This window comes from Microvirgula aerodenitrificans DSM 15089 (assembly GCF_000620105.1).
GTDB lineage: Bacteria > Pseudomonadota > Gammaproteobacteria > Burkholderiales > Aquaspirillaceae > Microvirgula > Microvirgula aerodenitrificans.
Genome location: NZ_JHVK01000038.1, coordinates 1 through 16,643 on the forward strand (window position 1 = coordinate 1; position 16,643 = coordinate 16,643).

The window sequence follows — 16,643 nt, forward strand, 5'->3', positions numbered from 1 at the left end:
CGGTTGGAGGAACCCCGGGTGGTAGCTTGACCGCTGCTGTATCCCCGACTGTCCTGCTCTCCGTCGCAAATGAGCAGACCCATATGCATGCTGGTCCGGAAAGCAATGTGAACCTGACCGTGCGGGGTGAATTGCACAATCTCGGCAGCGGGATCCTGAACATGGTCGGGGATGTGACCCCCTCCCGGGATTCGAATGCGCTTTATGGCGGGGTATTGCGAAATGACGGCGTCCTGAACCTGACGGCACGGCTGAATGTGCTGCAGCAGAGCGAAATGCTGAACCAGGCCGGTGGCAAAATCGCGCTGCAGGGACATGCTGCCTTCTTTCTCTCGCCGGGCAGTACCCTCGTCAACGATGGCGAGATCACGGCATCCGGGAATGACCAGAGCGCTCTGCGTTCGCCGGTGATATTGAGCATGGCCGGCGGCAGCGCCAGAAACGGATCCCGGGGAGGGAGCCGGCCGGTCGTCAATAACGGAAAGATAACTGCCAGTGGCGGTTTTGGCGTGGTCAGTGCGGAACATGGTTCGGTAAAACGCCAGTTCATCAACCGCGGGACCATCGATTTCACCGCCACGGACCACATGACCCGGGCGCTGAATGTGGCACCGTATGGCGACTACAATGACCTGATAAACGACCGTGGCGGCGTGATTACCGTAAGAGGCAACAATGCGGTCGCCATGAATAGCCATGGTGGATATTCGCACCTGATCAACCGCGGCACGATCAATCTGGGCGAGCCCGGCACGACCGATACCGGGATGGTGGCCATGCAGTTGTCCCTTCAGGGGTACAGGATGGAACCATCAGGCGAATGGGGAGGCGTGCCGGCGTCACTCAGCGCGGTTATCGTCAATGACTACGGTGGCCGGATCAATATCCATGCCAAAGACTCTTATGCATTCAACATTGAAGAGGGGGCCTCTCCGCACAAAACCGGGTACCTGCTCAATCGTGGTCAAGTCGATGTGGCATGCGGTGACATGGGCCGTTGCGGATTCTTCAAGACCGAGCATACCCGGCTGCATGACCTGAGCGGCCGGGTGCAGGATTCGCAATTCTCTTATGCGCTGCCGGCCACGCTGCCGCAGCCGCAGTCACAGGTGCAGGTCCGGTTGCCCGTCGGCAAGGCGCGTCTGCACACCAATACCGGGATCCTGCGGGGCATCACGCTGGAGGCAAAGGGCAACGTGCACAACACGGCCAGTGGCGCCGTGGTGCTGGAGGGAGAAGATCGCAGCTGGTACCACGCCATGCTCCGCAACGACGGCACCCTGAATGTGGCCACCCGGCTGACCGGATCGGAGGGGAGCGATCTGATCAACAGCAAGGGCGGGCTGATGCAGTTCTATGGCGACGGCGTCATGGTGCTGTCGCCCGGTGCTTCGTTCCGCAATGACGGCACGATTGTTGCGCATGAGTTGGCCGACACCAACAGCGAGCGTCATCTGCTGACGTTGCACAATGTGCAGCAGGGCAATGACCGGACAAGCGAAATCATCAATGGCGGCAAACTGATTGCCCGTGACGGCTACGGCGTACTGAGTGTGCGCAGTGCCAGGCCGGAGTTGCTGCGGACCTTCATCAATCGCGGCCGGATCGAGTTCACTGCCGGGAACGGCAGGACGCGTGCATTGCATATCGAGCAGTTCGGCAATCACAACACGCTGGTCAACGATGTCGGCGGCGAGATTACCGTGCGCGGCAACCACGCCGTTGCCATGAGCAGTCATGCCGAATACTCCAGGCTGATCAACCGCGGCGTGATCAATCTGGGCGATCCGGGAACCAACGATACCGGCATGGTCGCGATGGAGCTGGGACGCTGGGGGGAGGGGGCGCCCGACCAGCGCCCGCGAACAGCCTTGCTGGTCAACGATCATGCCGGCGTGATCAACATTCATGCAAAGAACTCATCCGCATTCCGGATAGAAAACGACAGCCGTGATCTCGGTTATCTGCTCAATTTCGGCAAGGTGCGCTCGCTTTGCGGTGACAACAGTTGCAGGAAATTCCACAACCCGTACAGCACGGCCCGGGAGCGGACCCTTTCTCCTGAAGGGCGGGCCTTCTCCTACGCGGTGCCGCTGGTGGTCGCCGAGGGCAGCAGCCACGTCCACGACGGCACGAGCCTGAATGCCCTGCTGAGGGCAAAAGGACTGCTGGTAAACAATGCCGATGCCACGCTGACGCTCGTCGGGGAGGAAAGCAGCCGCTTCAGCAGCGGGCTGCACAATCGCGGCCGGCTGGAGGTATCGGCGACAGCGCTGCTGGCCGAGAGCAATGGTAACCTGGTCAACTTCGAAAACGGCGATATCCGTTTCTCCGGTGCCGGGCACATGAAGATGGTGTTCAACAGCAAATTCATGAATTACGGCAAGATCACCGCTGAATCCTTCAACCCCGAACAGGGGCAGCGCGAGATGGTGAACATGGTGACGGCCTGGCCATCCGACAAGGGTGAGCGGATTCACCGCAATCTGGGGACGCTGATTGCCCGCGGTGGTTACTCCGTGCTCGGGCTCGGTGCGGCGGGGAAGAATGCACGGCGCAGCTTCATCAACCACGGCACCATCGATTTCACGGCCGAGGGCGGCGTCAGGCGGGCACTGCGGATCGAGTCGTACGGCGAATACAACGATATCGTCAACGACGTGGGGGGCTCGATCACCGTGCGCGGCAACGGTGCCGTTGCCATGAGCAGCCATGGCGAGAATTCGCGGCTGGTCAACCGTGGCACGATCAACCTGGGCGAGCCCGGTACGCAGGATACCGGCATGGTGGCGCTGGAAATTGGCGCCTGGGCTGCGCGGCACCGGCCCGGCCAGCCCGATCCCGCAACGAGGACGTCGGTCCTGCTCAACGACGACAGCGGGGTCATCAATATCCATGCGAAAAATTCGCACGCATTCCTCATTGCCGATGACACCAGGACCCGCGCCTATCTGCTGAACCGCGGCCGGGTGGAACGGCTCTGCGGAAACAGCAGTTGCAGTCACTTCAAGGATACGCATACCAGCTCACTTGACCGGACTGCCTGGCAAGTGCAGGGGCTCGAGTACGACTATGTGCCGCCGCCGCTGCAGGCACTGCCCGACCCGACGCAGCCGCCGGCATCGCTGATTGTCCCGGCCCGCCAGAACTATACCCATACCGGAACCCGCAGCGTCATGCTGGCAGCGGAAGGGGACGTGACGAACAGCGCTGGCGCCACGCTGTCACTGGCCGGGCCGGAGCCGAGCTATTTCCTCTCGCAGCTGCACAATCACGGGACACTGGCGGCGACGTTGCCATTGAGGGGAATAGGAAATGCCGCACTGACCAACTTCGAGGGTGCCACCTTCAACCTGTCCGGCAAGGGGCGAATCGAACTGTTGTTCCGCAGCGAGTTCAGCAATCGTGGCACGGTGCTGGCCGAACGGCCCGAGGCCGGTGCCATCGAGCCGGTGATGCTGTCGCTGGACCTCGGCGTCCGGGAGAACGACCCCGATATGCAGCTCGCCAACCACGGAAAGCTGGTCGCCCGCGACGGCTATCGGGTGCTGGCTGCCAGGGGAAGCATGGGACGGCGCAGTTTTCTGAACTACGGCAGCATTGATTTTACTGCGGCCCGCGGGACGACGCGTGCGCTGCAGATCGGGTCCTTTGGCGACAACAATACCCTGATCAATGCGGCGGGCGGCGAGATTACCGTCCGCGGCAACGGTGCCGTCGCCATGAGCAGCCATGGCGAAAACACGCGGCTGATCAATCGCGGAACGATCAATCTGGGCGAAGCCGGGACGACCGATACCGGCATGATCGCGATGGAACTCGGGCAGCGGGGGCCCTCGGCAAATGGCGAGCCCGGCCGACCGGCGCGCAAGGCCGCCATCGTCAATGATCACACTGGCATTATCAATATCCACGCCAGGAACTCCCATGCTTTCAGCATTGCCGGGGGCAACGGGGACGCAATCGGCTTCCTGGTCAATCGCGGGAAGGTCCATGCACAGTGTGGCGACGAAAGTTGCGGGACGTTCGGGGATGAGTCTACCAGGGCGCAGGACCGGACCGGCCAGAACGAGGAACGCCTGCTCGGCGGCGGTGACGCACTCTCTTCGGCCTCGTTGCGCGGTTATGTGGCGATGACCAGGCCGGACGGGCGGATCGGCACGCTGGACGGGGATGCCCTGAATCTTGACGAAGTCAGGGTCGACACCAGCTTTACCCTTGGTTCGGCGGCCACGCGCATGGATTTTGCCAGGCTGGCGCGAGCCGGTTACATCGAAGGCGTCGACGGCATCCGCTCGATGACGGATGCCTGGCGCGCCGTCGGCTGGCGGGATGCCAGTGGCGATGTCGGTGTCACCATGATCAAGAACGATTACCGCGATCTGGTGGATGACGCGTCGTTGCGCCGGGTGGCCGGGGCGCTGCAGCAGGGCTACGACGCGGGCGCGCTGTTCCGCAGCCTGGAACTGATGCATCGCAAGGATATCGCCCAGGCGATCCGGCAGCTGTCCGGTGCCGGCATCCAGCAGGCACTGCGTCCGGTGCAGGTGCTGGAACGCCGTTTTGCACGTCTGGCCGATGATGCGGCGGTCGATCTGGGCTCCGGCTTCGGCTTCAACCTGCTCAGCCGTGGCCAGCGCGGCACGCAGCTTGGCGCCTCGTCCTATGACATGGTTGCGCTGCAACAGCGCTTCGACATCGCCGGCCACGGGCAGGTGGCCGTGCGTTACGGGATCGCCCGGGTGAAGCCGGACGGGACGGACGACACCGGCCTCAGCGGCAGCAGCCAGTTGCTGAGCGTGAGTCATCAGCAGCCGCTGTCAGCCAGCGGGGGGAAGGACGGACCGCTGCTGGAAAGCGAGTTTCGCTATGCACTGCACCAGGTCAGCACCCGGCGCACGGTACGCTACGGCCAGGACGAGCTGCAGGTTCCCGAGCAGGAGCGGGTCGTGGTCGATGCCCGGCCGCGTGCCGATCAGCGTCGCGACCACTTTACTGGCCAGGTGCTGCGGGTTGCCAGACCGTGGGTCTCGGCGAGCGGCTGGGCGCTGACGCCGCTGGCCGGTCTGAAACTGCACCATTCCCGCGATGCGGCGCTGAACGAGCGGGACGGTGGCATCGCTGCCCTGAAAATCGCTGCCCGGCGGGAAACGGCGCTGGAGGGGGTCGTCGGATTGCGGCTCGACCATGACGGCAGGCAGAGCGGCCGCGGCTGGCTGGCGGGCTTCGAGGTCAAGGGCCGGCCGACGTTGTATCGACGGGCCGGTACGCGCGATGCGCAGTTCACTGCCGCACCGGGACAGCGTTTTGCACTGGAAGAGGGGCCGAGGGGCAGATTCAGCTACGACAGCCGCCTGAGCCTCAGTCATCACGGGCGGGGGACGCGATTCACCCTCGGTGCGTATCTGAGCCGGGATGACGGCCTGCCGGACCGGGGGGTGATGGCGAACTGGCTGCGGCAGTTCTAGGCATCATGCGGAAAACGGGCACCGATGGCCGGCGTGGCATCGGTGCCCGCTGCCTTGCTCAGGCCACTTCGACGATCAGCAGGGTATTGGTGCTGCCCGGCTGGCCCATCGATTCGCCGAGCGTGACCAGCAGCCGGTCACCATGGCCGACGACGCCCAGCTCGCGCAGTGCGCGTTCGGCCTGGGCAACCGCTTCTTCGCGCGTGCTGGCATGGTTCACCGTTTTTACCGGATAGACGCCACGGAAAATGCATACCTTGCGGCGGGTCGATTCTTCCGGCGTGACCGCATAGATGGGCACGCCGCCGTCGACCCGGCTCATCCACAGTGCGGTCGAGCCGGACTGGGTCAGCGCGGCGATGGCACGGGCGCCTATGTGGCCGGCGGTAAACAGCGCGGCCATGGCGATTGACTGATCGACGCGGGTTTGCGGCCGGTCGAGCAGTTCCTTGTCGAAGGTGTTCACGGACGAGGTCTCGGCCGCGACGCAGATCCGGGCCACCGCCTCGACCGTCTCTACCGGATACCGGCCGGTGGCGCTTTCCGCCGACAGCATTACGGCATCAGTACCGTCGAGCACGGCATTGGCGACATCGGACACTTCGGCCCGGGTTGGAATCGGCGCCGAGATCATCGATTCCATCATCTGGGTGGCGGTGATGACAAAGCGGTTGTGCTGGCGCGCCTCGCGAATCATGCGTTTTTGCAGGGCTGGCACCGCCGCGTCGCCGACCTCGACGCCGAGGTCGCCGCGCGCGACCATGATGCCGTCAGAGGCGAGCAGGATCTCGTCCAGATTGGCAATGGCCTCGCAGCGCTCGATCTTGGCCACCAGCATGCTGCTGCCGCCGGCTGCTGCGACCAGTGCACGTGCCTCGTGCATGTCGGCTGCGGTCTTCGGGAACGATATCGCGATATAGTCGGCGCCGAGTGCGACGGCAGTCTGCAGATCCTGGCGGTCCTTGTCGGTCAGTGCCGGTGCGGACAGCCCGCCACCCTGGCGGTTGATGCCCTTGCTGTTCGACAGCGTACCGCCGACGCGGACACGGGTGTGGATCTCTCCGCCGGACACCCGCTCGACATCGAGCACGATGCGGCCATCGTCGAGCAGCAGCACGGCGCCGGCTTCGACATCGCGCGGCAGATCCCTGTAGTCGAGGCCGACCCGGCCGGCGTTACCCAGCGTGCAGGCGGCATCGAGAACGAACGGGTCGCCGGGGTGCAGTTGTACCGCGCCATCGGCAAAGGCGCCAACGCGGATCTTCGGACCCTGCAGGTCGGCCAGGATGCCGACCGATACACCGAGTCGATCGGCCGTTTCGCGTACCAGCCCGGCGCGGGCGATATGGTCGGCCGCGCTGCCATGGGAAAAATTGAGCCGGACGACGTTCACGCCGGCAACGATCAGCCGTTCCAGCGTGTGCGGATCGCTGCTGGCCGGGCCGAGCGTGGCGACAATCTTGGTGCCTCTGGACATGCGGATCTCCGGTGAGGGGTCAGCCGCCACGACCGGCATGCCCCAGCCGTTGGCCGATGGCGAGGGTCGCGGCGATATTGCGGGCGGTGAGACGCAGGTTGTCGGCGGCATCGCGCAGGGCTTCGGCGGTCGAGCAGGCCTGGTACAGCACGCTGAACACGGCATCGATGCCGTGGGCGTGGACCACTTCCGCATCCGCCGTCAGGCAGCCGGCAATGCCGATGACCGGGACATGGTGCCGCTTGGCGACCCGGGCGACGCCGATCGGGGTCTTGCCATGAATGGTCTGGCTGTCGATGCGGCCTTCACCGGTGATGACCAGGTCGGCATCGCGCACCACGGCGTCGAGTCCGACCGCTTCCATCACGATTTCGATGCCCGGCAGCAGCCGCGCGCCGAGGAAGGCCAGCAGCGCGGCACCGGTGCCACCGGCGGCACCGGCGCCGGCCACGCCATCCACCTGCACGCCGAGATCGCGTTCGATCAGGGTGGCAAAGTGCTTCAGATTGGCATCCAGCTGGCGGACCATTTCCGGTGTCGCGCCTTTTTGCGGGCCAAACACGTGCGAGGCGCCGTCCGGACCGGTTAGTGGATTGTCGACATCGCAGGCGACGTCGATGCGGCAGTCTGCCAGCCGCGGGTCGAGGTCGCCGGCATCAATGCGGACCAGCCGTGCCAGTGCACCGCCGCCCGGGCCGATTTCGCGGCCATGCTCGTCGAGCAGGCGTACGCCCAGCGCCTGCAGCATGCCGGCGCCGCCATCATTGGTGGCGCTGCCGCCGATGCCGACGATAAAGCGCCGCGCCCCGGCATCCAGTGCCGAGCTGATCAGCTCGCCGGTGCCATAGGTCGTGGTCTGCAGCGGATTGCGCGAGCCGGGGGGCACCAGCGCCAGCCCGCTGGCCGTGGCCATCTCGACGATGGCGGTTGCACCGTCGCCGCTGAGCCCGTAGCAGGCCTGGACGGTATCGCCCTGCGGACCGGTAACGGCCAGATCGATACGGCGGCCGCCGGTGGTGGCGACCAGCGCTTCCATCGTGCCTTCGCCGCCATCGGCGACCGGCAGCTTGACGAACTCGGCGTCTGGCCAGACTTCGCGCATGCTGTTCTCTATCGTGGTGGCGACTTCGAGCGCGGTCAGGCTTTCCTTGAACGAGTCGGGGGCAATGACGATTTTCATGGCACGTTTTCTCAGAAGACCTTGAAGACGCCGAACAGCAGGGTCGACACGATGGTGATGACCAGACCGATGGCCGTTTCGTACGGAATCAGCTTCAGGCGTTCCTTCATGCTCATGTTCACGGCACCGCCGGTGGCGTGGAAGAAGCTGCCGTGCGGCATGTGGTCGAAGACCGTGGCGCCGCTGTGAATCATGGCCGCGGCGGCAAGCGCCGGTACGCCCAGTTCCAGCAGTGTACTGCCGAACACCTGCGAGGCAACGGCGGTGCCGGCGGTGGTCGAGGCGGTTGCCAGCGACATCAGCGCGCCGGACACCGGCGCCAGCAGGTACGGGGCCATGCCGGACGCCTGCAGACCGTCGATCAGCAGCGTCTTGAGCGCCGACGAGCCGATAATGCCGGCCAGGGTGCCGGTGCCGAGCAGCATGATCGCCACAGGCGCCATGCGGCCGAGGCCGGCGATCGCATACTGGTTGCTGTGACGCAGCTTGCCCATGGCCAGCGCGCCGAGCAGGCCGCCGAGCGGCAGGGCAATCAGCGGGTCGATCTTGATGTCGGCGAGCGGGCGCAGGGCCAGCAGGGCGATGGCGACCAGCGGCGCGGCCATGGCCGGGCCGAAGCCGGGCAGGGCGGCATGCTCGTGGGAGATCAGCTCTTCCGGCGCCACCTTGCTGCCGCGCTGAACCAGGCGCTTGGCAATCAGATACGTCACGATCAGGCCGAAAATCCCCGGCACGATGCCGGCGGTCATGATGCTGGTCAGCGGCAGGTGGAACGCGTCGGCCGCCGCGATGGCGTTCGGGTTCGGACTCATTACGTTGCCGGCCTTGCCGCCCCCGATCATGGCGATGAGAATGGCCATTTTCGACAGGTCGGCCCGGCTGGCGATCGCCAGCGCGATCGGTGCCACGGTAATGACGGCGACGTCGATGAACACGCCGACCGCGGTCAGCAGCAGGGTGGCCAGCGCCAGCGCCAGCAGGGCGCGGGTTTCGCCGAGGCGCTTGACGATGGTCTCGGCAATGGTCGACGCGGCGCCGGATTCGATCAGTACGCCGGCCAGCACACCGGCGGCAAGAATGCGCAGCACTGCCGGGATGATGCCCTTGGCGCCACCCATCATCAGATCGACCGTCTGCGACATGTCGATGCCGCCGGCGAGGCCACCGACCAGGGCGCCGACCATCATGCCGTAAGCCGGCGGAACCTTCTTCAGAATCAGTACGATGGCGACGACCAGTGCCGCCAGCGCGCCCAGTGTGGATACCTCGACCATGCCGCTCCTTGCATGCCCGTAACGGGCGATTTCGGAAAGCGGCAAGGGTAACGATGCCGTCATTTTCCGGCCTCGTGCGGATGCCCGTAAAACCGGAGATAAAAACAGAATTTATTGGGCGTTTTTACAATTCGTCAGCGGGCGGGCACCGGCATGCAGCTGCAGCGCCACATACAGCAGCAGCCGGTCGTCGAGCCGGCCAGGGTCCAGTTCACACAAGGCACCGATTCGCTGCAGCCGGTAATCGAGGGTATTGCGATGGATGTGCAGTGCACGGGCTGCAGCGCCCGGCTGCGCATCGTGGGCCAGCCACACCGTCAGCGTGCGCTGCAGCAGCCCGTGCGGGTCGTGCGCGGCCAGTGCCCGCAGCGGGCGTCGCAATTCGTCGGCCTGCCAGCCGTCGCGCAGGCTGTCCAGCAGCACGGGCAGCATCAGGTCCTGATAGAAATAGGCGCGCTCGTCTGGCGCTCGCCGGCGACCGACATCCAGTGTCGACAGCGCCGTGCGGTAGGAACGGGCAATGCCGCCCGGACCGGGGAAATACTGCCCCAGTGCGATGCGCACCCCCAGTTCGCTGCCATCACGCATGCGCGACAGCAGACGGTGCACGCGTTCGCGGTGCGCATCGGCATTCCAGCCGTCGGCGCGGACCTCGACCGGCTTCAGCACCACAATCTCGTTCAGCGACACCGTGGCGATCAGGTTGTCGCGTTCCGGCGTGGTCAGCAGCACCTGCAGCTGCTGCAGCTCCGCCAGCGTGGCATCGACCCCGAGCGTATGGCTGTCGACCTCGATCACCGCGACCACGCGCGGCTGGTCCAGATCCAGCCCGAGCCGCTGGGCCCAGTCTGCCAGTCCCGGGCTCAGCGTGTCGTTGCGGATCAGGTTCAGCAGCAATTCCTCGCGCTGGCGGGTGTCACGGGCAATCAGCCGTGTCAGCCGCGACTGCTCCAGCATCATCTCGGCCGTCATGCGTACCAGCTCGCCGAAATGGCGGACCTGGTCGGGCTGACCGGTCAGCCCGACCACGCCGACGATGGTGCCATCGCTGCGCAGCGGCAGATTGATGCCGGGCCGGGCCTGATACAGGCGGCTGGCCATGGCTTCGTCAATCTCGACCGTGCGTGCCTGGGACAGGGCAAGCAAGGCACCGTCGTGCATCTGCCCGAGCCGCGAGGCGTCGCCGCTGCCGATAATGGTGCCGTGGGCGTCCATCACATTGACGTTGCAGTCGAGAATGCACATTGTGCGGTCGACGATGGTCTGGGCGAGCGGGGCGTCGATGGGAATCATGGCGGGCAATGCAGGGCAGGGACAAACATTATCGCCAATTCCCGGCCGGAGCGGGGTGTCTATTCTTCGGGCAGATCGGCACTGCGGTTGGCATCATACTCGCTGGCCCCCAGGTCGAACGTCAGTCCGTAGGCATTCTGGCCCCGGATATGGAAATTGTAATAGCGGTAAAAAAAACGTGTCTCGGTAGTCGTTATCGCGTACGTGACGTATTGATGGCCTTCCACGACCGGTGTGCCATGCGGACCATTAAGGCAGGGGCGGACATTCGCTTCGCCTTGCGTATTGACTTCAGTAATGAACATGGTCTCCCCGTCGACAAGATGATAGAGCATGAAAAAAGGGGGGCGGTTCTGTTGATCTGGTGCTGGTCGATTTGCAGGTGCCCATTGACATAGATGTGGGCAGAATGGAGCGTGCCGGTTTCGCTGCTGACGGCCGTCCATATTTTCCTCCCCGTTGCATCGTAATAATAAAAAACAGAGGTGTCGACATTATTGTATTTATCGGACATGTAGCTGATGTTTTTTGAATCTTCATAATAGTAATATTTTTCCGATATACCATTGGTTGTTTGGTAGATCTGGCTTGTGGTATTGCCCTCGGCATCGTATTCGAAATCTATTTTGTCTGGGGTATTTGAATGCCCGTTGATTGCCATGTTGTCAATTTTTACCAGATTTGTTTTATTTTCATAAGCGTAGCGCGAAAGCTGGCTGCCCTGGCTGAGCTCGCTGTTGATGGTTGAAACATTTCCCAGCCTGTCCCGCGTGAAGGATTGTTTCAGAACCGTGTCGCCATACTCATTGCGATACGTGACATTCCCGTTTCTCTTCCAGGACAGCAAGGCGCCTCTGTCATTGTATGTATAGTTCTCGTCCCATTGATATGCATGCTGTGCCTGAAATGTGTACGAAACCTGCTTGAGTTTCCGGTGTGGGGTATATGATATTTTGCATCCGAATACGAAATGTGAAAACAAATAATAGGAAAGGTTTTTTTCGTCATTGTATTGATTGTAAGCCCGGGTTTGCTTTATATGCCTGAAATTGTTGTAAATCGTTCTGGCGTAATTGTCTATCTGGGTCAGATTGCCTGTCGATTTTGACCGGTGAAGATAGGAGGCGCTGAGTATTTTGTTCGTGTGGTTTGTATCGCTTGACAGGTAGCGGATGATTTTTTCCCGCCCGCAATCATCGTACACATACTGCTTTTTTATAGTGGTGCTGTCGCTGTTGAAACGGACTGAAATTTCGATGGGCTTGCCGCGCACTGTGTTGGCGATTGTGGTTTTGTATTTGCCGAGATCGCTACTGTCCCAGGCGGCAGCATCTTCACAGAGATGGTCGAATGCGTCGTAACTCAGCGTGCGGGAATACGTGTAAGCTCGCCGCACCGTTTGTTCTCCCACCAACCGCCCTGAATCCGGCGCGTAGCTGAATGACATGACGGCAAGGGGGATGGCTGCACTGTTCTCTATGGCTTCTCTTGTAACGCTTTCGAATACAGGGTGATATTCATATGCCCATTGCCTGCCGCCGGTGATCGAGACCAGAGCGGGTCGGGAGAAGACTGACGATCCGCTGTAGTCGTATCGGGTCTTGACGCCATTGATGGTGGTCGATGTTTCCCTGTTGAGACCATCATGACTTTTTTCTCCCATGACCGTGCCGTCGACATCGATGACGGAAACCAGGGGGGCGGCGCTGTGCGGGGCGTAAAAAAAAGACTGTTTGCCGCTTGCGCTGCCGTTCTTGACGATGATCCGATCAAAGGCATCGTATTCATATGTAAAAGTTTCTCGCCCACTGAGCATGGACGTGCTTTCGCGCATGAACGGGTCGTAACTGAACTCCTGAGTGGTATCGGGCTTTTTTCTGGTGCGGCTCGCGTAGATTTCCTGCAGGCATAGCTGATCGCTTGCATTATAGTAGGAAAGGGCCGTGCTGCCGCCAGGGTAATATGTAACGGCAATCGATGCAGGGTAATCGTTTCTGCTGTGGGCATCATAAACATAGGAAACAGCGCTGCCATCTGATTTTTTCCTGTAAACAGGTTCGCCATAAACATTCCATTCGTATTTTGTCGTTTGCGTTATGTCGGGTGGAATGATGGTTTTTGATGTGGCTTGCGGAAAATAATCGTATTCATTTTCCGTGATGACCTGATCCAGGTCATTGTAGGCATAACTGCAGATCTTGTAACTCATACCCGCATGGGTCGAAGAGGCTGGCAGGGTCCAGAACACTTCTGATGGATTGCCCAGATCGTCGGTTACGGTGACTTCCGTAAACTGGCTGGATGTTTTTTTAGTCAGGATCCGGTTGGAGATGGGCTGGAAAGTGGCCAGTGTGGCGACTTCGTTTTCCGTTCCTTTTGCACGAGTGCTCCTGGTGACGCGGCCTTGCGCATCATATTCGAAACACGTGACAATGCCGTTAGTGTCGATAATGGACAAGGTCTCTGCGGTAATGAACGCTTGAGTCAGTGATTCCGTTTTTTTTACCGCGCTGCTATCGTAACCGGTCGTTTCCTTGGCGATGGTGCTTGTGCTGTCAGCGCTACTTTCCGTATAGACAAAGCAGGTTGTTGTCGGCAAGTAGGAGGGCGGGATATTGGGGGAGGTTATCCTGACCATGCTCGACGTGATCTGCGCAGGCCGCCCCGCATTATCGTACAGATAGGCTGTTTTCTTCAGTGCCGTCAGACGCGCAACGGGAGGGAACGCAGGCTGCATGAAGAACTGCTCTTCATTGACCTGAATCAGGCTGGTGTCCTGCGTCTGGCTATAGGTGTATTGCCATATTTTTCTTGGAATGGCATCTGCACTGCTCCCGGAGGAAATGACCTGGCTTTTCAGATATTTTACAAATCCATAAAGGTCTGCCGGGCAGAGAACGGTGCCGTCTTCAGTCATTTCTCCTGCCGCCGGATAATAAGTACTCCATTCCGTCATGCCGGACGGCGGGCAGATCCTGGTCAGGTTTTCATAATCGTCGTACTCTCGCACCGTGGACTGGCTGGTCTGCCTGCACGTCTGGCCTGTTTGCGTCGTGCAGGTTTGCTCGTCTTTTGTATACAGCGCAAAAGCGGGCGGCTGGGCATCAATGCCGGCATTCGGAGTCAGCGGGTAGGTGTAGGCATGGTCCTTGACCCGGAGCGGGGAAGGGCCACGGGGTGCGCTGTAGACCAGCAGATAGAACTTGTTGTAGGTCCGGGTCGTGACCAGGGCGGGGAGGGCAGGATCACCAATGGTTTCTGTGGTTTGATAGGAAAAGCTGTCCGGCAGTCCTTCCAGGTTGTCGATGCTGTCATTCCATATGGGCACATCAGGATAACCAAGATAATTTTGCTCACCATACTGGTAAGTGATCGTACGGTTTTTTGCCGGCTGGCCTATGCGGGAGCAAATGCTGCGCGTGATCGATGAGGTGGCCGGCACGGCTTTTTCCAGACCGTCTGGCGAAGACAGGGTGAGATAGCTAACGGTATCCCGCTGGCAGTAATCGACGAAGGATTGCCAGGAGTCAATGCGCAGAAAGGACGTGTTGTGCGTGCCATAGGCGATGCTGTACAGCAGGCTCGACGAGGTGTCGGTTTTCTGTGTCACCCGTTCCAGACGCGGGATGCCGGACTGGTTGCAGCAAAACGTCAGCACACTGCGCGCGGTGGTGACAGCGTGGTTCCTGAAATTGCTGGCAGCACCCGGGGTAGCGGTGCTGCTGAGGGCCGTGGAAAGCAGGACCGTACCGTCATTGTCGGTGATTTTAAATGAGTTATCCGAAGACCAGCTGATGTTGACCTGTTTTCCATTGGCGGATTTTATGACTGTCGTTTTGCCGTTTTCAATGGTTTCTGTTGTGCCGTTTTTGTAAACCAGCGTGTAGGTCGTATCGGTGTCCTTGAAAATCTGGAAAGTATTCGTTCGTTTGTATTTCAGAATGGTTTCTCCCTCTTCTCCCGTTTGCATGCGATATCTGTGCCCGTCTGCCAGTACCAGCGTATCGATGGCAGGCTGTGTATTGTCTGACGGCAGCCCAGTGTCGATATGGGTGAGATTCAGCTCCCAGCCAGTACCAAACCCATAATCAATCGGGTTGAAAAGGTTGAAACGCAGCGCCAGAGTAAAGGTGGGGCCGAGCAGACGATTGGCAGACAGGCTGGCAATGGGAATGTGCCGGATATATATTCCCGTCGCGGGATCGACGCCTTCTTGTTCCCAATCTGTCAGATTGAATGCATTGGAATAAAAAAGCATGGCAGTGCTTTCCTGTTTTCGCTTTCTGGCTCAGAGTATGAGGTTGAAACTTGTCATGGAATTTTGAAGCGACGATGCCGGGGAGGTCTGCGCTGTGTAGTACAGGCTTTCCATGGATGTCTTCGTGGCTGGCACCGGTTTTGGCATGGCCAATTTTCTCGCCAGGCTCAGGTTGGGGGTGGACTGCGAGACGATAATCCGGGGAAGGGGAAGCTGGATGGTACGGGGCAATGGAGCAGACAGCGTGCCGGCTATCTGTGTACTGCCATGTGTTGTCACGCCGGCAATGGATTGTCGTGACGGGTTGCCGAACAATAATTTTCTGGAAAATGACACGAATACCTTCATGCCGAGAAACGCTTCTTTCAGCAGTAGCGGTGCGCTCATCAGGGCGCCGACAAGAAAGAACACATTTGCCATGTCTCCCAGCTCTGTCGCCAGGCCCGGATCGGTGTCCAGGTAGCTGCCTGAGGCGATTTGCAGCGCTGCCCCTGTCGATACCATGAAGCCGGTCATGACGCCCAGCAGTATGGTCAGCCACCCCCCCGATGCCAGGCTGGCCACAATACTCAGCACGCCGATAATCAGACCGATGCTGCCTCCCGCTATGGACAGGCTGGCACTGGCGCTCAAGCGACGAATCCTGACGGCGGGAGCGTAGCCGGATGGGTCGCCAAGATTGACCGGGTCGCCAAAGCAATAGGCATAAGGATTGAGGCCGCCGACGGAAAACGGGCTGTAGGGGTCCGGCGTCAGAAAGCGTTGAATGCACGGATCATAGCTGCGTACGCCGCTGCCGAGCGGGTACAGCTGGCTGCGCGGACCGATCCAGTCGATATGCTCGCCATGCATGCCGACTCGCGGGCGGGAGGCGTCGCTTTCCTGGCGGGGGGCGGAGACCCGCGGCGGCGGGGCCTGGCGGGCACTGTCGTTTTCATCTGCCGCGACGCAGTACCAGGGGCGATGGCTGTGCGCGCGGGCGCTGCCGTTGCCGTGCCGAACCCACACTTCCCGGCGCATCGCATCCCGGTATTGCTGCGCAAACGGCAGCGGCGGCGCCTCGCGTGCCGGCCGGCTGCGGTCCACGCAGTAGCCCGGATACTGCAGCAGCGCCAGTCCGCCCGCGCTGCACTCGTCTCCCGCCGCCACCCGCCAGCGCACCGTCAGTGGTCCGCTGACCGCTTCCCCGCTTTCGTCGTAGACAAAGTCGCCGTTTTCGCTCAGCCGGTAGCCGTCTCCCGGTTCGACCAGCTGCACCGTCCGCCACGCCCGGTCGTGCCCGTCCCGGTAATCCATCCGCTGCCGGATCTGCCGCGCCGGATCCCTCCCCACCCGGTCGGCGCTCAGTACCAGCCGGTGCGCCGGCAGCCGGCTGTCGATCTCGCCGATCCAGCTGCCCGCAGCGTAAATCACCACTTCGGCCATGCCCTGCAGCGCGTCGCTGGCCGAGACGCTGGCCTGTTCCGGCGTCAGGCCACCCGGCAGGTAGCTCGCCACCGGGTCGAAGCCGCTGTGTGACGCCGCCATCACCCGGCCCAGTGCGTCGTAGCGCACTTCATGCCACTGCCCGTTGACGTCGGTCAGGCGTGCCGGACGCCAGAAGCGGGCGTCGTAACCGAGTGTGGTCTGCTTGCCCAGTGCATCGGTCAGGCCGGTCAGCCAGCAGCCGGCCGCGTCCCAGCTCAGGGTACTG

General features: G+C 61.5%; 7 protein-coding genes. 1 reads left to right on the forward strand and 6 read right to left on the reverse strand.

Annotation, left to right across the window (positions count from 1 at the left end; genetic code table 11):
* Positions 1–26 precede the first annotated feature (26 nt).
* Complete coding sequence (locus tag Q352_RS0117125) at positions 27–5,468, forward strand: pectate lyase-fold domain-containing protein (protein ID WP_505758079.1); 5,442 nt, start codon at positions 27–29, stop codon at positions 5,466–5,468.
* 58 nt (positions 5,469–5,526) lie between these two features.
* On the opposite strand, the gene pyk is transcribed toward Q352_RS0117125, so the two are convergent.
* The 6 genes from pyk to Q352_RS21785 form a co-directional block, all read right to left on the reverse strand.
* Positions 5,527–6,945, reverse strand: coding sequence for a pyruvate kinase (pyk, locus tag Q352_RS0117130; protein WP_028500382.1), 1,419 nt, complete (start codon positions 6,943–6,945; stop codon positions 5,527–5,529).
* Positions 6,946–6,964: 19 nt separating this feature from the next.
* Positions 6,965–8,125 (reverse strand): glycerate kinase, encoded by a 1,161-nt coding sequence (locus tag Q352_RS0117135; RefSeq protein ID WP_028500383.1) that lies wholly within the window; start codon positions 8,123–8,125, stop codon positions 6,965–6,967.
* Positions 8,126–8,136: 11 nt separating this feature from the next.
* The gene (locus Q352_RS0117140; RefSeq protein WP_244879593.1) at positions 8,137–9,462 is read right to left on the reverse strand and encodes a GntP family permease; all 1,326 of its coding nucleotides are present in this window, start codon (positions 9,460–9,462) and stop codon (positions 8,137–8,139) included.
* A gap of 48 nt (positions 9,463–9,510) precedes the next feature.
* Positions 9,511–10,692, reverse strand: coding sequence for a sugar diacid recognition domain-containing protein (locus tag Q352_RS0117145; RefSeq protein ID WP_036386898.1), 1,182 nt, complete (start codon positions 10,690–10,692; stop codon positions 9,511–9,513).
* Positions 10,693–10,885: 193 nt separating this feature from the next.
* On the reverse strand, positions 10,886–14,950 hold the full coding sequence (locus Q352_RS0117155; protein WP_028500386.1) for an RHS repeat domain-containing protein: 4,065 nt from the start codon (positions 14,948–14,950) through the stop codon (positions 10,886–10,888).
* Between the two features lie 30 nt (positions 14,951–14,980).
* Positions 14,981–16,643, reverse strand: a 1,663-nt coding sequence (locus tag Q352_RS21785) for an RHS repeat-associated core domain-containing protein (protein ID WP_036386900.1), incomplete at its 5' end; no start/stop codon positions are given.